Below are 17,077 nucleotides of genomic sequence, written 5' to 3'. Positions count from 1 at the left end.
GCCATGCGCCCCGTTCTGCACGGAGACATCAGCGCGGCGGCGCGGGTTTTGTTATCCGCGCCGCAACCCGAAAGGGACCGCCTGTGTGCCCGCATGATTGCCGAGGCCGAACTGGCCGACCGGCATGTCGCGGCCACCGGGCGGCTGCATCCGCAGTTCGGCAACGGGTCGTTGATGGCGGCGGCGCGTGGCCGACCTCTGGCGGATGAACCGGGTTTCGACGACACGGATTATTGCCAGTGTTTCGAGACGGTTCTGCGCCACCTGATCCGGTTTCAGATCAGCCGGACGCGCAGCTGACACATTTCCCGGCGGCTGGATCCAGTTCCAGCCGCCCGCGCGCGATGGCCTCGCCACAGTCTTCGCAATACCCGAACTCGCCCGCGGAAATACGCGTCAGAGCAGCGTTCAGCCGGCGGGCTTCAAGGTCGCGCCGGGTCTGCTGGGCCTTGGCCATGGCCTGGTTCTGCAGCGCGTCCATCCGGCTGAGGCGCCCAACCGCCTGCTGATCAAGCTGGACGACCGACTGGGCCTGTTTCCCGGCTTCGGAATTCTGTTCCAATTCGGCCAACCGGGCGCGGATCAGTGTTTCGAATTCCATAAGTTCCGCCTGGTTCATTTTTTGTTGTGCCGTACATCAAGGGTTTGCGTTTGGCCTTTTTGGGCCTAGATGGCTATTCTAGGCGCAGAAAAGGAACAAAAGCCATGTTTGAAACGCGCACCCAAGTCACTCCGGTCGATCCCGTTTGGGACCGGATCACATCCGAGGCGCAAGCCGCCGTCGAGAAAGAACCGCTGATGGGCGGGCTGGTGCACGCCTGCATTCTGCACCACAAATCGCTGGAACGCGCCTTGTCATATCGGATTTCGGCCAAGCTGTGCTCGAACGAAATGTCGATGATGGTGCTGCGGGAAGTCGTCGAGGAGGCCTACGCCGACGACCAGAGCCTGCTTACTGCCGCCCGGGCCGACCTGATGGCCGTGTACGAGCGGGATCCGGCCTGCCATCGCCTGCTGCAGCCGATTCTGTATTTCAAGGGCTACCAGGCCATGCAGGCGTATCGGGTAGCGCATTGGCTGTGGCGCAAGGGGCGCCACGATCTGGCCTATTTTCTGCAGATGCGCTGTTCCGAGATTTTCGGTGTCGACATCCACCCCGCCGCGAAGATCGGCAAGGGCATCATGATCGACCACGCCCATTCTATCGTGATCGGTGAAACCGCGGTCGTGGGCGATAACGTCTCGATGCTGCATTCGGTGACCCTTGGCGGGACCGGCAAGGAGGAAGAGGACCGCCATCCCAAGATCGAGGATGGCGTTCTGATCGGCGCTGGCGCCAAGGTTCTGGGCAACATCCGCGTAGGCCATTGCAGCCGTATCGCCGCCGGTTCGGTGGTTCTGCAGGATGTGCCGCCCTGCAAAACCGTAGCCGGAATCCCCGCCAAGATCGTGGGCGAGGCCGGATGCGACCAGCCCTCGATCTCGATGGATCACATGCTGGGTAAGGATCAGTAAGCCTGTTCTCAGGTACGAAAAAAGCCGCCTCGGGGTCCGAGGCGGCTTTTTTTGATTCTTGTGGCCTGGATCAGGCCAGCATGACCATTGGGTTTTCCAGGTTGTCCACGATGGCCTGCAGCAACTGAGCCCCAAGCGCGCCGTCGATCACCCGGTGATCCACCGACATAGTGACCGACATGACGGTCGCCACGGTCAGTTCCCCATCCTCGCCCACGACCGGCTTCTTGGCGCCGGTGCCGACGGCCAGGATGCCCGCATGCGGCGGATTCACGATGGCGTCGAAATTGTCGATGCCATACATGCCTAGGTTAGAAACCGCGAAGGTGCCGCCCTGATACTCATGCGGGGCCAGCTTGCGCTCGCGTGCGCGGGCGGCCAGGTCCTTCATTTCGGTCGAGAGCGCCGACAGAGATTTGGTGTCGGCGTCCTTCAGGACCGGGGTGAAAAGCCCGCCTTCGATCGCCACGGCCACGGCCACGTCCGAGGGTTTCAGTTGCAGCACCCGGTCGCCCGCCCAGACGGCATTGCATTCCGGCACCTGCTGCAGCGCGTTGGCGACGGCCTTGATGATGAAGTCGTTGACGCTCAGCTTTACGCCGCGGGCTTCCAATTGCTTGTTCAGTTGGCTGCGGAATTTCAGCAGCGCGTCCAGCTTGATGTCGCGGCGCAGGTAGAAATGCGGGATGGTCTGCTTGGCCTCGGCCAGACGCGCGGCGATGGTCTTGCGCATGCCGTCCAGCTTGACCTCTTGGTACTCGCGGCCTTCGTACATGCGGGCGACCAAGTCGGCCGAGGGGCCGGCGGGGGCAGCAGCAGGTGCCGGCGCTGCGCTGGGTGCGCCTGCCGGAGCCGGAGCGGTGGCCGGAGCAGCGGTTGCGGCTTCGACATCCGCCTTGACGATGCGGCCATGCGGGCCCGAGCCCTTGATCTGCGCCAGGTCCAGCCCTTTCTGAGCGGCGATCCGGCGGGCCAGCGGAGAGGCGAAGATGCGTCCGCCGTCGGCTTTGACCGGGGCCGCCGGAGCCGGGGCAGGGGCGGGCGCCTCGGATGCCGCAGGCGCGGCAGCCTCGTTGCCCGCGGAGGCTGCGGGTGCAGCCTCGGGTGCTTTGGCTGGGGCGTCTGCGATGTCGTCGGCGCTTTCGCCTTCTTCCAGCAGCACGGCGATCGGGGTGTTGACCTTGACCCCCTCGGTGCCTTCGGGGATCAGGATCTTGCCGACGATGCCTTCGTCGACGGCTTCGAATTCCATCGTGGCCTTGTCGGTCTCGATCTCGGCCAGCAGGTCACCCGAGGAGACGGTATCGCCTTCCTTGACCAGCCATTTGGCGAGCGTGCCTTCCTCCATGGTCGGCGAAAGGGCGGGCATCAGAATTTCGGTGGGCATCTGTCAGTCGCTCCTTACCGATAGGTCACTTGTTTGACGGCTTCGATCACCTCGTCGGTGGTCACCAGCGCCAGTTTTTCCAGGTTTGCGGCATAGGGCATGGGTACGTCCTTGCCGGTCAGGTTGATGACGGGCGCGTCGAGATAGTCGAACGCCTGTTGCATCACCACCGAGCTGATGTAGCTGCCGACCGACCCTTGGGGCCAGCCTTCCTCGACCGTGACCAGACGGTTGGTCTTCATCACCGAGTTGATGATCGCGCCGGTGTCCATCGGGCGGATGGTGCGCAGGTCGATCACCTCGGCGCTGATGCCGTCCTCGGCCAACTTGTCGGCAGCTTCCAAGGCGTATTGCATGCCGATGCCGAAGCTGACGATGGTCACGTCGGTGCCTTCGCGCCAGATGCGAGCTTTGCCCAGCGGCACGGTCAGGTCATCGACCTGCGGCACGTCGAACGAGCGGCCATAGAGGATTTCGTTTTCCAGGAACACGACCGGGTTGGGGTCGCGGATGGCCGATTTCAGCAGGCCTTTGGCGTCGGCTGCCGAATAGGGCATCACGACCTTAAGGCCCGGGATCTGCATGTACCAGGCGGCATAGTCCTGGCTGTGCTGGGCCGCCACGCGCGCGGCGGCGCCGTTGGGGCCGCGGAACACAATCGGACAACCCATCTGACCGCCGGACATGTACAGCGTCTTGGCGGCCGAGTTGATGATCTGGTCGATCGCTTGCATGGCGAAGTTGAAGGTCATGAACTCGACGATCGGCTTCAGCCCGCCAAAGGCCGAGCCGACGGCGATGCCTGTAAAGCCATGCTCGGTGATTGGCGTATCAATCACGCGTTTTGCGCCGAACTCGTCCAGCAGACCCTGAGAGACCTTGTAGGCGCCCTGGTATTCGCCGACTTCCTCGCCCATCAGGTAGACGTCTTCGTCGGCGCGCATCTCTTCTGCCATCGCGTCGCGCAGAGCTTCGCGGACAGTCTGTTGTTTCATCGGCGCGTCGGCTGGCCAATCGGGCGACAGATCCACGACGGGCGCGGCGGGAGCCGCCGCAGGGGTGGGTGCGGACGCCTCAACCGCCGCAGGCGCGGCGGCCTCGTTGCCCGCGTCGGCTGCCGGGGCAGCCTCGGGCAGGGCGGAGACGTCTTCGCCCTCTTCGACCAGCACGGCGATGGGTGTATTGACCTTGACCCCTTCGGTGCCCTCGGGGATCAGGATCTTGCCGATTATGCCTTCGTCGACGGCCTCGAACTCCATCGTGGCCTTGTCGGTCTCGATCTCGGCCAGTATGTCGCCGGAACTTACGGTGTCGCCTTCCTTGACCAGCCATTTGGCCAGGGTGCCTTCCTCCATGGTCGGCGAAAGGGCGGGCATGAGAATTTCGGTTGCCATGTCTTGTTCGTCCTCTCAGGCGTAGATGTCGGTCCAGAGCTCTTCGACGGGCGGCTCGGGGCTTTCCTTGGAGAATTCGGCGGCCTTGTTGACGACTTCCTTGATCTCCTTGTCGATCGCCTTCAGGTCATCCTCGGTGGCGTGCTTGCCCGATAGCAGCAGCTCGCGCACATGTTCGATCGGGTCGCTCTGTTCGCGCACTTTCTGCACCTCTTCGCGGGTGCGGTACTTGGCCGGGTCTGACATCGAGTGGCCGCGATAGCGGTAGGTCTTGACCTCGAGGATATAGGGCCCCTTGCCTGCGCGGCAGTGGGCCACTGCTTTCTCTCCGGCCTCTTTCACTGCCAGCACGTCCATGCCGTTGACGATTTCGCCGGGAATGCCGAACGCCTCGCCGCGGTGATAGATGTCCTTGGTCGAGGTCGAGCGCGACTGCGCCGTTCCCATCGCGTACTGGTTGTTCTCGATCACGAAGACCACCGGTAGCTGCCACAGGGCGGCCATGTTGAAGGTTTCGTAGACCTGGCCCTGGTTCGCCGCGCCATCGCCGAAATAGGTGAAGGTCACGCGGCCGTTGTCCTTGTATTTATCGGCAAAGGCCAGACCCGCCCCCAGAGGTACTTGCGCGCCCACGATGCCGTGGCCGCCATAGAAATGCTTTTCCTTCGAGAACATGTGCATCGAGCCGCCCTTGCCCTTGGACAGACCGCCGATGCGCCCGGTAAGCTCGGCCATCACGCCGCCCGGATCCATGCCGCAGGCCAGCATGTGACCGTGGTCGCGGTAGGAGGTGATGCGCTTGTCGCCATCCTCGGCAGCGGCTTCGAGCCCCACGACGACGGCTTCCTGACCGATGTAGAGGTGGCAGAAACCGCCGATCAGACCCATCCCATACAGTTGCCCCGCCTTTTCTTCGAATCGGCGGATCAACAACATCTCGCGGTAGTAGGTCTTGAGTTCTTCCGCAGAAACGTTTGGTTTCTTTGTGGTTTTTCGCGCAGCCATCGTGGCGATCTCCCCCTTCCGGCAAGATAGTTTAGCGTTAAACTATCTTTTAATGCATTTCGCCCAGTCTGGCGAGTGGAAATGTGACGCAGCGTCTCGCCGCGCGCCGTGCCACAGCCGGAGTGGGCGTTCAGCGGATGACGATTTCGTCGGCGCGGATCATGCCCAGAACCGAGCGTGCCTGTTCGTCCAGAAGATCAAGGTCAAGATAGGTGTCCGAAAGTCTGCGCGTCAGGTTCTCCATCCGCGCGATTTCGGCGTTCAATGCGCCGAGGTCGCGCGACAGAGCATCCCGTTCCGCCGCAATCTCGACCCGTCGGAGCAGGCCATAGTCGCCCTGTACGGCGGCGAAGGTGAAATACACACCAAGCAAAAACGCCACTGAAAAGAACAGGACTGTGCCCAAACCGGGCCGACTGGAACGGGACACTCTGTTTACCGCCGTATGAATACTGCCTCAAAATCGTGCCCGTTTCCCGGGCATCTGTCGGCACTATGTCACAGGTGATTCGGCTTGTGAATCCCCGAAAGCGCGAAAATCTCGACAGCGATTCAAAAAAACAGGGCGCCTCGCCGGGCAGAGCGCCACCGGCCTTGGATCATTGGTCCAAGGCGGCGACGCCGGGTAGGGTCTTGCCCTCCATCCACTCAAGGAACGCACCACCGGCGGTCGAGATGTAGGTGAAATCATGCGCCGCGCCCGACGCGTTCAGCGCGGCGACCGTATCGCCGCCGCCGGCCACCGAGACCAGCTTGCCCGCGCGGGTCAGCTCGGCCGCTTTCAGCGCGGCGGCGTTGGTGGCCGCGTCGAAGGGCTCGATCTCAAAAGCGCCCAAGGGGCCGTTCCAGATAAGTGTCTTGCTGTCTTCAAAGGTCTTGCAGATCGTGGCGACGGTTTCCGGCCCCGCGTCCAGGATCATCACATCGGCCGGGCACTGATCGGCCGGCACCACCTTGTGCGGGGCGTGGGCCTCGAACTTTTCGGCCACGACCACGTCGCTGGGCAGGATGATGCGGCAGCCGGTTTCCTCGGCCTTGGTCATGATCTGCGCCGCGGTGTCGGTCATGGCGTGTTCGGCCAGCGATTTGCCAACGTCATACCCTTTGGCCAGCAGGAAGGTGTTGGCCATGCCGCCGCCGATGATCAGGTTGTCGACCTTCTCGATCAGGTTGCCCAGCAGGTCCAGCTTGGTCGAGACCTTGGCCCCGCCGACCACTGCGGTGACCGGACGCTGAGGGTTGCCCAACGCGGCCTCAAGCGCGCTCAGCTCGGCCTGCATCAGGCGCCCGGCGCAGGCCGGCAGCAGCCGCGCCAGCCCCTCGGTCGAGGCATGGGCGCGGTGCGCGGCGGAAAAGGCATCGTTGCAATAGATATCGCCGAGCTTGGCCATCCCTTCGGCCAGTTTGGCGCTGTTCTTGGTTTCGCCGTCGTGAAACCGCGTGTTCTCCAGCAGGACGACCTCGCCTTCGCCTTGGTTGGCCACGGCCAGCTCGGCCTCATATCCGACGCAATCCTCGCCAAAACGGACCTTGGTGCCAAAGGCCGCTTCCAGCGCGGGAACCAGATGTTTCAGCGACAGGTTCTGCCGCCGCTCGCCGCCGGGGCGCCCGAAATGGGCCAGCAGGATGGGTTTGCCGCCCTTGGCCAGGATGTCGCGCACGGTGGGCACGATGCGTTGGATGCGCGTGTCGTCGGTCACCGCGCCGTCGACGACAGGCACGTTGATATCCACGCGCACCAGCACGCGTTTGCCCTGCAGGTCCATGTCGTCCAGCGTTTTCCAGCCCATCGTGTCATCCTCGCCGTTGTCACCACGCGTCAGCGGTTCTTTTCCTGCATTTTGCCGACAGGTCAATGCTTCACTTGGCTTTCCCGCGTCCGGCGCATAGGTATTTGCGCAAATCATTTCCACAGGAGAGAGCCCCATGGCCGAGATCAAGGATCCCGAAAACACCATCATCATCGAGCTGAAGGATGGCAAGGTCGTCATCGAGCTGCTGCCCGACGTGGCACCCCAGCATTGCGAGCGCATGAAAGAGCTGGCGCGCGCGGGCGAGTACGACAACGTGGCCTTTCACCGGGTGATCGACGGCTTCATGGCGCAGACCGGTGATGTGCAGCACGGCGACATGGAAGACGGCTTCAACCTCCGCATGGCGGGCACCGGCGGGTCGTCGCTGCCGAACCTTCCGGCGGAATTCTCGAAACTGCCGCATGACCGGGGTACGCTGGGCGCGGCCCGGTCGGCCAACCCGAACTCGGCCAACTCGCAGTTCTTCATAAACTTCAAGGACAACCACTTTCTGAACGGCCAATACACCGTCTATGGCCGCGTGATCGAGGGGATGGAGCATGTCGACGCCATCACCCGCGGCGAGCCGCCCGCGAACCCCGACCGCATGATCAGCGTCAAGGTGGCCGCCGATGTATAAGCTGGCCGCCGTTTTTGCCTTTCTGGCCAGCCCTGCGCTGGCCACGGGCCTGCAGATCGAAGTCGAGGGCGAGGCCAACGGCACGATCACCATCGACCTGTTCGAGGATGTCGCGCCCAAGCATGTCGAGCAGATCACCGCTCTGGCCGCCGAGGGCAAGTATGACGGGGTGGTGTTCCACCGCGTAATCGACGGTTTCATGGCGCAGACCGGCGATGTCGAATACGGCAAGCTGGGCAGCGATATGCGCCGTGCGGGCACCGGTGGGTCCGATCGTCCTGACCTGCCGGCCGAATTCTCAGATGTTCCCTACGAGCGCGGAATCGTCGGCATGGCGAGGGCGCGCGACCCGAACAGCGCCAACTCGCAGTTCTTCATCATGTTCGCACCGGCGCCGTCGCTGAACGGCCAGTACACGGTTGTCGGCGAGGTGACCGGTGGGATGGACGTAGTGGACGCCATCAAACGCGGCACCGGCCCGAACGGCGCCGTGATCGGCCAGCCCGACGTGATGACCAAGGTCACCGTTACCGAATGACCTCGACACCCGGCGCGGTTTCCGCGCCGGGTTTGACGCACGGGTGTTCACGTCCCCGTGCGGGGGGCTTGGCCCGCCGCCCGCGCATCGCGCACCATGGCAGACAGCCAGAGGTGCCTCATGCGATCCCTTCTATCCGCTCTTTTGCTGGTCTGCGCGGCGGCTGCGTCCGCAAACCCCGATCTGTGGCGCGGTGAATGGCCTCGGACCGATTTCGCGATGACCTCGGTGCAGGACTGGAGCCAGATCCGCTCGGGCGGGCCGCCCAAGGATGGCATCCCGGCGCTCAGCGATCCCGGTTTCGTCGAGGTGTCCGTGAATACCGGACTGGCCGCTGCCGAGCCGGTCATCTCCGTCGAGCTACCCGGCGCGCGGCCAAGGGCCTATCCGATCCGCTATCTGATCTGGCACGAGATCGTGAATGACCGGATCGGCAACCGGCCCGTCGCGATCACCTATTGCCCCCTGTGCAACTCGGCGCTGGTGTTCGACCGGCGGACGGAGCAAGGCGTGCTCAGTTTTGGCGTCACGGGCAAGCTGCGCCATTCGGACATGGTCATGTACGATCGTGAAACCGAAAGCTGGTGGCAGCAGGCCACGGGCGAGGCCATTGTCGGGCGGCTGACCGGAGCCCGGCTGCGGGCGCTTCCGGCGTGGATGGAAAGCTGGGCGCAGTTTCGCGAACGCAACCCCGATGGGCTGGTTATGGCCGAACCGGACTACAATCGCGACTATGGCCGCAACCCCTATCGCGGCTATGACACGTCGCGCCAACCGTTCCTGTATGACGGAGCGCTGCCACCACATGGCCTTCACCCTCTGGAACGTGTGGTGCGGGTGGGCGACCGGGCCTGGCCTCTGACCCGCCTGCGCCGCCAAGGGCAGGTGACCGAGGCTGGCGTGACGATCTCGTGGCGCAGCGGCCAGGCCTCGGCGCTGGACAACGGGCTCATCGCCAAGGGGCGTGACGTCGGATCGGTCCGCGTCACCGATGCCACCGGGCAGGACGTGGTGCACGACGTGATGTTCGCCTTTGCCTTCCACGCCTTCTGGCCCGACGGAATCTGGATGACGGGTCGCTAGGCCGGGCGTCAGTCCTCGGACACCATCGCGTTCCAGATCAGCGCGCCCACCGCGCCGCCGATCAGCGGGGCGACCCAGAACAGCCACAGCTGGGCCAGCGCAGGCCCGTCGGCGAAGAGCGCAACGCCGGTCGATCGCGCCGGGTTCACCGACGTGTTGGTGACCGGGATCGAGATCAGGTGGATCAGGGTCAACCCCAACCCGATGGCGATGGGGGCGAAGCCGGCCGGTGCCTTTTCGGACGTGGCGCCCAGGATGATGATCAGGAAAAAGGCGGTCAGGACGATCTCGATCACCAGGGCGGACATCATCGAATAGCCCTCAGGCGAGGCTTCGCCATAACCGTTCGAGGCAAAACTGCCGACACCGGAAAACTCGGGCGCGCCGCTGACGATCAGGTACAGAACCGCAGCCGCCAGTATGGCGCCGATCACCTGGGCGGCCCAATAGGGCAATAGATCCTTGGCTGGAAAGCGTCCGCCGATCATCAGGCCCAGGCTGACGGCCGGGTTGAAATGCCCGCCCGAGATATGGCCCACCGCAAAGGCCATCGTCAGCACCGTAAGGCCGAAGGCGAAGGAAACGCCCAGCCAGCCGATGCCGACATCGGCTACGCCCGCGGCCAGAACCGCACTGCCGCACCCGCCAAGAACCAGCCAGAACGTGCCGAAGAACTCGGCCATCAATTTTGCTCGCATCGTGAAATCTCCCAAATACATCGGAGGCAAGTGTAGCCGAAATCAGGAAAATTTCGAATCCCGCCCCGATATCCGTCCGGTATTGGTGTTAATTGGCCACCGGCTCCGGGGGCATCGCGCACGAAAAAACGCCGCGGCAGGGCCACGGCGTTTGGGTCGGAACCGTTGGGTTCTTCGGATTTACTGGCTGACTTCGGCGGCCGGGTTGGCGCCGGTCTTGCTGCTGCGGCCCGGGTTCAGCGGGTCGTCCTGACGCTGGACCGAGCCCTCGAAATGCGCGCCGCTTTCGATGGCGATGGTCTTGTGGATGATATCGCCCTCAACACGCGCGGTCGAGGTCAGGCGCACCTTCAGCCCGCGCACGCGGCCCACGATGCGGCCGTTGATGACAACGTCATCGGCGGTCACTTCGCCCTTGATCGTCGCGGTCTCGCCGATGGTCAGCAGATGCGCGCGGATGTCGCCTTCGACGGTGCCTTCGACCTGGATGTCGCCCGAGGTCTTGATGTTGCCGGTGATGTGCAGATCTGACGACAGAACCGAAGCCGGCGGCTTGGGTTTCGGTGGGGTTGCGGCCGCTTTCTGCTCGGTCGGGGCAGGGGTCGCCTGAGCGGCCGGAGCGGCGGGCTTCGCCGTTTCGGATGCCTTGGGTGCGGGCTCGTTGATCTTGCTCTTAGAAAACATTGTTCGCAGCCTTGATGTAGGTCATGGGGTTTACGGGTTTTCCGTTCACATGCACTTCGTAGTGCAGATGCGTTCCGGTCGACCGTCCGGTGTTACCCATATCAGCAATGTGGTCCCCGCGCGAGACCCTTTGGCCGACCTTCACGCGGATGTTCGAATTATGGGCGTAATAGGTTTCGATCCCGAAGGCGTGCTTGATCTTGACCAGCTTGCCGAAACCCGATTGCCATCCGGCATGGGTCACGACGCCGTCGGCGGTCGCATAGATGTTTGTGCCCTTGGGGGCGGCGAAATCGGTGCCCTTGTGCATCCGGCGGCCACCGGTCTTTGGGTCGCGGCGATAGCCGTAGCCGCTGGTGAACCGGAAGGACGAACGGATCGGCGTGGCAAAGGGCGCCTTTTCAGCGGCGATGCGATACAGGTTCAACTGGTCCATCTGTTCCAGCAGGCGGTTGGCGCGGATTTCATCCGGCGACAGCTCCTCGCCGCGGGTGCTGAACGAGATCGGGGTCAACGGCCCGCCAATGCCGCTGTAGCCACGCCGCACCTCGTCGAGGATGCGGTCGGTCGGCATGCCGGCCTGGCGGAACATCTTGTCCAGCGGCTCGACCGAGATCAGCATCGCCTCTTCCAACTGGCGGAAGATCTCGTCATTGCGTTCCTGCATCAACTGGATTTCAAGTTCCAGCTCGTCGCGCTGGTCCAGCGCACTCTGGGCATCGGACGCGATCTGGTCGCGCTGCTGGGCCGTGCGGGCCAGGGCCTCGGACAGGAATCCCAGTTGAACGGGGGCGGCCGATGCAAACATGGCCACGGCCGGGTCGTCGGCCTTCTGTTTCAGCGCGGCCAGTTCGGCGCGCGCCTCCTCGCGCTGTTTCATGGTGGCGCGCAGAGTGGCCTGAATCACCTCGATCCCTGTTTCCAACTCGTGCCGGCGGTTCTCGGATTCCAGCAGTTCAGACTGCATCGCCGAGATCCGCTCGAGCGCGGAATTGAAGCGTTCATGTGCGGCCAGCGCCTCTTGGGCGCGGGCGTCCCGTTCGGCGGACAGAATGTTCAGACGTTCCTGATAGACCGCCTGATCGCGTTTGGCCTGTTCCCGGAAATTGCCCGACCCGATGCTGTCCATCAGCAACAGCGCAGTTGCCACCGACGTCCAGCCGACCATGACCGCCACGCCCAGAACCGCCAGTACCTGGGTTTCCGAGCTAAGCCGGACAAAGCGCGTGTCCTTGTCAGATTTCAGAAAGACCCTGCGTTCGGGAAAGTGCCGTTCGAGCAGTGAGTGCAGTTTGATCGCCAGACGTGTTCGCACGCGTCTTACTCCTCATCCCCATTGTCCGGGTCGGTCATGAGTGGTTGCCGTGGCGGCTTGCCGACCCTTGGGGCGACTGATTAATGGCCGGGCAGCGATTGGGCAAGTTTGTTAACCGATTGGTGCAAAAATCGCGCAATTTCGGGCTACGGATCGGCGAGAATTTGCCGAAGCGCGCGCTGCCCGGTCTATTTCCGGGCCGTTCCGGGCAGGGGCAGATCTTCGGCCAGGGGCCAGTAGAAATCGGGCGGCAATCCAGCCTCGGCCCGCTTCTCCTCGTTGAAGGGCGGTTTCAGGGCGCCGTGGAAATACCGGCGGACCAGATCGTGAAACACGTCCTTGGGGTCGGCATTTTCCCGACCGCACAGAAAGTGGAACCATTTCGACCCATAGGCGACGTGGCCGACCTCTTCGGCATAGATCACTTCCAGCGCAGCTACGGCCTGATCGGCCTTTGCCTTGCGGAAAATCTCGATCATGCCCGGTGTCACGTCCAAGCCGCGCGCCTCGAGCACCATCGGCACTACCGCCAGCCGGCCCATCAGGTCCCCGGCGGTGTCCTCGGCCGCGCGCCACATGCCGGCATGGGCGGGAAGCGCGCCGTAATGGCTGCCCATCGCCTCCAGGCAGTCGCAGACCATTTCGAAATGGCGCGATTCCTCCTCGGCGCATTTGACCCAGTCGTCGTAGAAGCCGATCGGCATCGGCACATGTCCGAACCGGGCGATGATGTCCCAATGCAGGTCCACCGCGTTCAGCTCGATATGGGCTACGGCGTGCAGCAGCGCGATGCGCCCGGCCTCGGACCCGGGGCGGCGGCGCGGTACGTCGCGCGGTGATAGCAGCTCGGGGCGGGCGGGGCGCGCGGGATGCAGCGGCGGTTCGGCGGTGCCGATCGCGATCGCCGGGGCCTCGCCCTTGCGGGACGCGACCCAGTCGGCCGCATAGCGCCGCGACAGGGCGGTCTTGGCCCGCCCGTCCGCGGTGGTCAGCACGTCGGTTGCCATCTGGGTCAGGGTCTTGGCCACGGTGATCCTCGGGTCGAATGAAACTGCCGCCTCTTAGACCGGATGGCGCGCGGCGTCAAAGCGCGCGCACGGCCTCCAGCACCTCATCGACGTGACCGGGGACCTTCACCTTGCGCCAGACGCGGGCGATCTTGCCGTCGGTGTCGATCAGAAAGGTCGAACGCTCGATCCCCATCGATTTCTTCCCGTACATGTTCTTTTCGACCCAGACGCCGAAGGCCTCGCAGACGGTTCCGTCTTCGTCGGACAGAAGCGTCGTGGTCAGACCGTGCTTGGCGACGAATTTGTCATGTTTGGCGACGCTGTCGCGCGAGATGCCGAAGACCTGCGCGCCCGCCTCGGCGAAGGCGGGCAGAGCTTCGGAAAATCCGATGGATTCCTTCGTGCAGCCCGGCGTATCATCGCGGGGATAGAAGAAAAGAACGACGGGGCGGCCGCGCAGGGCCGACAGGGTGACCGAACCGCCGCCGTCACGGGGCAGGGTGAAATCGGGGGCGATGTCTGAGAGGTCGGGCATGGAGGTCTCCGGTTGTGGTTGTCATGAACTGCCGCGGATAATAGAGCGGCGTCAGCGGGTTGGAAGGCTTGGTAGGCGAATTGGCTGAGCGGCAGGACGAAAAATCGGACAAACCAGGCCGGGCGCCGCGCCGCCGATCCCGCCGCCGGACGGCCGTTCTGTGGGCCTTGCGCGGGGTTTTCCTGCTGGTGTTTCTGGCCGTGTTCTCGGGGTTGATGGTCCTGGGGCAACGGGTGCATGCGCCGAACTGGCTGCGCGACCGGGTCGAGGCGCGGCTAGACCAGGCGCTGGACGGGGTGAAGATCCGGTTCGGCGATGCCAGTTTCATCATCCACGAAGGCTGGCGTCCGAGTCTGCGGCTGAGCGACGTGTCGATCAGCGATGCCGAAGGGCGGCAGATCGCACATGTGTCGGACTTGCGGGCCAGCCTGTCGATGCGCCCATTGCTGCGCGGACATGTCCGGCCCAAGCGGATCGTACTGAACGGTGCCCAGATCACGCTGGTCCGCGGGCCAGACGGGATGCTGACCCTGATCGTGGGGTCCGGCAGCGCCCCCGTGAGGCAGGCGCCAAATCTGGCCGAACTGATCGAGCAGGCTGATGCCGTTTTCCAATCTCCGGCCCTGTCCGCACTGGCGTCGGTCGAGATGGAGGCGATCACGCTGGACTACAGCGATCAGCGGCTTGGCCGGTCCTGGGTTCTGGATGGCGGGCACATCCTGGTCACCCGCGACGATCGGGCCTTGCGGCTGGCCACAGGGTTTTCGGTTCTGGCGGGGCGAGACTATGTGAGTATGGTCGAGGCCAACTATACCAGCTCATTCGGCTCGCCTCAGGCACAGTTCGGCATCTCGATCACGGACCTGCCCGCCGTGGACGTGGCCGCGCAGGCGCCGGCCCTCGCGTGGCTGCAGGTGCTGGACGCGCCGATCTCGGGCGCCCTGCGCGGCAGCATCGACGAGCAGGGGGCGTTGGGGCCGGTTTTTGCCACGCTCAACCTCGGCCCGGGCGCCGTGCAGCCCAATCCCGAAACCCGTCCGGTGCCGTTTGACACGGCCCGCACCTATTTCACCTATGACCCCTACCGGCAGGTTCTGGATTTCAACGAAGTCTCCATCGCCTCTGCCTGGGGAACGGTCCAAGGTGAAGGTGAGGCCTATCTCGAGGGTGTGGAGACGGGTGCGCTGCAGAGCATGGCGGTTCAGGTCCGCCTGACGGGAATCGGGCTGAACCCGGCTGATCTGTTCGTGGACGACCTGCACCTGAACCGGGCCCAGCTGGATTTCCAGGTCAGTCTGAATCCGTTCCGCCTGCAACTGGGGCAGGCGGTTGTCGAGGACGATAACGTGCGGCTGCAAGCGTCGGGCGCGGTGCAGGGCCTGCCCGACGGCTGGAGCGTGGATCTCGACGCTCGGATCAATCAGATCTCGCAGGGGCGCGTTTTGCAGTACTGGCCGCCGCGACTGGCGCCTAAGCCGCGCAAATGGGTCACGGAAAACGTGCTCGGCGGGCAGATGTCGAACGTGGATTTCGCTCTTCGCCTGCGCCCCGGGACCAAACCGCTGATCTACGCGGATTTCGAATTCGACGAGGCGACCGTGCGATTTGCCAAGACCCTGCCGCCGTTGCAGAACGCACGCGGTGAGGCCAGCCTGATCGAGCGGCGCTTTATCGTCACCGCCCATCAGGGATTCGTGAAGGCCGATCAGGGCGGAGTCGTCGATGCCGCGGGCACCTCGTTCATCATCCCGGACACCGGGATCAAGAAATCGACGCCGGGCATTGTTCGCATTCAGGCCAGAGGCAGCGTGACCGCGGCGCTGTCGCTGCTGGACCGGCCGCCATTGTCCGTGCTGACCAAGGCCAAACTGCCGGTCGATCTGGCCGACGGGCAGGTGCGGTTGAGCGGCACATTGGCCCTGCCGCTGATCAAGGGGCTCAAGCTGGAAGAAACCCGGTTCCATTTTGCCGGGGACATCCTGAACCTGCAGACCGATCGTCTTGTGCCCGGTTTCCGCGTCAGCGCGGCGAAACTGGCCCTGAGCGGCACCCAGGACGAGGTCTCCATCGCCGGCGACGGGTCTTTCGGCGCGGTTCCGATGCAGGTCCGCTGGCGACAGCCCATCGGCGGCACCGAACCGCAACGCAGCACGCTGACCGGGCAGATCGAGCTGTCGCCGCGTTTGATGGACGAGCTGAAGGCGGGATTGCCGCCGCAGATGCTGACGGGGCAGGGCGTGGCGCAGATCGAACTGGGGATCGGGGGCGGTCAGCCGACGCGTCTGCGCGCCAGTTCGGATCTTGCGGGGGTGACGCTGGCGATCCCCGAATTGGGCTGGCGCAAGCCTCCGTCCGGCACGGGCGCGCTGACGGTCGAAGCCACCGTCTCCGAGCCGCTGAGCATCGACACGCTGCTAATCGAAGCCGCCGGGCTGCGGGCCGTGGGAGCGATCTCGATCAGCGACGGCGCGCTGGACCGGATCCGATTCAGCACGTTCGAACTGGGCGACTGGCTGGCGGTTCCGGCCGAGCTGATTGGGCGGGGTGCGGCGGTCCCGGATATCCGGGTTCTGGGTGGGGTTCTGAACCTTGCCAAGGCGACCTTCGCCAGCGGTGGCGGGGGCGGTGGCGCAGGTCCGAAACTGGACGTGACGCTGGACCGGCTGCAGGTCACCGATACGGTGGCCCTGACCGGCCTGACCGGGAATTTCCAGACGACGGGCGGCCTGCAGGGCGGGTTCAGCGCCCGGGTGAACGGTGGTGCCGCCGTTCAGGGGCAGGTCTTCCCCAGCGGCGATGGCCGCAGCGCAGTCCGGCTGCAATCGGTGGATGCCGGGGCCGTTTTGCGGTCGGCCGGGTTGCTGACGCAGGCGCAGGGTGGCACGCTACAGGTCCAGCTGGACCCGGTGGCCGAGCCCGGAAATTACGACCTGAACCTGAATATCCGAAACACCCGCATCACCGACGCCCCGGCCATGGCGGCACTGTTGAACGCGATCAGCGTGGTCGGGTTGCTGGACGAGATGTCCGGGCAGGGGATCCAGTTCTCGTCGATCGAGAGCGTAATGCGAATCACGCCGACGCAGGTCAAGATCCTCAGCGGCAGCGCGGTCGGTCCGTCGCTGGGGCTGTCGTTCGACGGCACGGTCGATTTGAACCGCAAATTCCTGAACCTTCAGGGCGCGATTTCTCCGATCTACCTGGTCAACGCCATCGGCAGCGTACTGACCCAGAAGGGCGAAGGCGTTTTCGCCTTCAACTACAAGCTGGTCGGGCCGGTCTCGGCGCCGCAGGTCTCGGTCAATCCGCTGTCGGGATTGGCGCCATTGTTTCTACGCAACCTTATGCGCGACCCGGCACCGACGGTTTCGGACGGCCCCAACGCAACGCCCCAACGCGATGGCCCCAGCCCGTCTTTGGGGGCACGCGGAGAAGATCGTTGACCGGGATCTGTGGTCAAATCCATTCGGGCGTTGTATG

General features: G+C 64.2%; 17 protein-coding genes. 6 read left to right on the top strand and 11 right to left on the bottom strand.

Going from position 1 to position 17,077, the window contains the following annotated elements; translation table 11 throughout:
* Nucleotides 1-3: 3 nt before the first annotated feature.
* Entirely contained in the window at nt 4-300 is a 297-nt protein-coding gene (locus AC2FME_RS01605; RefSeq protein WP_496799433.1) for a DUF7742 family protein, read from the top strand.
* On the opposite strand, the gene AC2FME_RS01600 is transcribed toward AC2FME_RS01605, so the two are convergent.
* Entirely contained in the window at nt 281-619 is a 339-nt protein-coding gene (locus AC2FME_RS01600; RefSeq protein ID WP_496799432.1) for a TraR/DksA family transcriptional regulator, read from the bottom strand. The two genes, AC2FME_RS01605 and AC2FME_RS01600, sit on opposite strands and share 20 nt — an antisense overlap.
* 86 nt (nt 620-705) lie before the next feature.
* On the opposite strand from AC2FME_RS01600, the gene cysE reads away from it, so the two are divergent.
* Nucleotides 706-1,515, top strand: coding sequence for a serine O-acetyltransferase (cysE, locus tag AC2FME_RS01595; protein WP_496681130.1), 810 nt, complete (start codon nt 706-708; stop codon nt 1,513-1,515).
* Between the two features lie 70 nt (nt 1,516-1,585).
* Here the strand turns inward: cysE and AC2FME_RS01590 are convergent, their stop codons facing one another.
* The 5 genes from AC2FME_RS01590 to AC2FME_RS01570 all read right to left on the bottom strand — a co-directional run bounded on the left by AC2FME_RS01590 (nt 1,586) and on the right by AC2FME_RS01570 (nt 7,091).
* Complete coding sequence (locus tag AC2FME_RS01590; RefSeq protein WP_496799431.1) at nt 1,586-2,902, bottom strand: pyruvate dehydrogenase complex dihydrolipoamide acetyltransferase; 1,317 nt, start codon at nt 2,900-2,902, stop codon at nt 1,586-1,588.
* Between the two features lie 14 nt (nt 2,903-2,916).
* Complete coding sequence (locus AC2FME_RS01585) at nt 2,917-4,296, bottom strand: pyruvate dehydrogenase complex E1 component subunit beta (RefSeq protein WP_496799430.1); 1,380 nt, start codon at nt 4,294-4,296, stop codon at nt 2,917-2,919.
* A 15-nt stretch (nt 4,297-4,311) separates the two neighbouring features.
* Nucleotides 4,312-5,301, bottom strand: coding sequence for a pyruvate dehydrogenase (acetyl-transferring) E1 component subunit alpha (pdhA, locus tag AC2FME_RS01580; RefSeq protein WP_496681139.1), 990 nt, complete (start codon nt 5,299-5,301; stop codon nt 4,312-4,314).
* Nucleotides 5,302-5,431: 130 nt separating this feature from the next.
* Nucleotides 5,432-5,731 (bottom strand): FtsB family cell division protein, encoded by a 300-nt coding sequence (locus tag AC2FME_RS01575; protein ID WP_496799429.1) that lies wholly within the window; start codon nt 5,729-5,731, stop codon nt 5,432-5,434.
* A 169-nt stretch (nt 5,732-5,900) separates the two neighbouring features.
* Nucleotides 5,901-7,091, bottom strand: coding sequence for a phosphoglycerate kinase (locus tag AC2FME_RS01570; protein WP_496799428.1), 1,191 nt, complete (start codon nt 7,089-7,091; stop codon nt 5,901-5,903).
* A 136-nt stretch (nt 7,092-7,227) separates the two neighbouring features.
* On the opposite strand from AC2FME_RS01570, the gene AC2FME_RS01565 reads away from it, so the two are divergent.
* The 3 genes from AC2FME_RS01565 to AC2FME_RS01555 all read left to right on the top strand — a co-directional run bounded on the left by AC2FME_RS01565 (nt 7,228) and on the right by AC2FME_RS01555 (nt 9,355).
* Nucleotides 7,228-7,734, top strand: coding sequence for a peptidylprolyl isomerase (locus tag AC2FME_RS01565; RefSeq protein WP_496681145.1), 507 nt, complete (start codon nt 7,228-7,230; stop codon nt 7,732-7,734).
* Nucleotides 7,727-8,272, top strand: coding sequence for a peptidylprolyl isomerase (locus AC2FME_RS01560; protein WP_496799427.1), 546 nt, complete (start codon nt 7,727-7,729; stop codon nt 8,270-8,272). Before AC2FME_RS01565 ends, AC2FME_RS01560 begins: the two co-directional genes overlap by 8 nt.
* A gap of 120 nt (nt 8,273-8,392) precedes the next feature.
* A complete protein-coding gene (locus tag AC2FME_RS01555; RefSeq protein WP_496799426.1) occupies nt 8,393-9,355 on the top strand; it encodes a DUF3179 domain-containing protein in 963 nt (320 codons plus the stop codon).
* 8 nt (nt 9,356-9,363) lie between these two features.
* Here AC2FME_RS01555 and aqpZ read toward each other — a convergent pair whose 3' ends face one another.
* The 5 genes from aqpZ to AC2FME_RS01530 form a co-directional block, all read right to left on the bottom strand.
* Complete coding sequence (gene aqpZ / locus AC2FME_RS01550) at nt 9,364-10,053, bottom strand: aquaporin Z (RefSeq protein ID WP_496681150.1); 690 nt, start codon at nt 10,051-10,053, stop codon at nt 9,364-9,366.
* Between the two features lie 180 nt (nt 10,054-10,233).
* Nucleotides 10,234-10,737 (bottom strand): bactofilin family protein, encoded by a 504-nt coding sequence (locus AC2FME_RS01545; RefSeq protein ID WP_496681152.1) that lies wholly within the window; start codon nt 10,735-10,737, stop codon nt 10,234-10,236.
* Nucleotides 10,727-12,052, bottom strand: a complete 1,326-nt coding sequence (locus tag AC2FME_RS01540) for a DUF5930 domain-containing protein (protein ID WP_496681160.1) — start codon at nt 12,050-12,052, stop codon at nt 10,727-10,729. Before AC2FME_RS01540 ends, AC2FME_RS01545 begins: the two co-directional genes overlap by 11 nt.
* 188 nt (nt 12,053-12,240) lie before the next feature.
* Complete coding sequence (locus AC2FME_RS01535) at nt 12,241-13,059, bottom strand: ferritin-like domain-containing protein (protein ID WP_496799548.1); 819 nt, start codon at nt 13,057-13,059, stop codon at nt 12,241-12,243.
* A gap of 76 nt (nt 13,060-13,135) precedes the next feature.
* The gene (locus tag AC2FME_RS01530; protein ID WP_496686447.1) at nt 13,136-13,597 is read right to left on the bottom strand and encodes a peroxiredoxin; all 462 of its coding nucleotides are present in this window, start codon (nt 13,595-13,597) and stop codon (nt 13,136-13,138) included.
* Between the two features lie 68 nt (nt 13,598-13,665).
* Here AC2FME_RS01530 and AC2FME_RS01525 point away from each other — a divergent pair, with 68 nt between their 5' ends.
* Nucleotides 13,666-17,040 (top strand): YhdP family protein, encoded by a 3,375-nt coding sequence (locus AC2FME_RS01525; protein WP_496799425.1) that lies wholly within the window; start codon nt 13,666-13,668, stop codon nt 17,038-17,040.
* Nucleotides 17,041-17,077 lie beyond the last annotated feature (37 nt).

The organism is Ruegeria sp. BHSC026 (assembly GCF_059613065.1).
The sequence above is the reverse complement of the archived record's forward strand: the minus strand, read 5'-3'. Positions and strand labels throughout refer to the sequence as shown.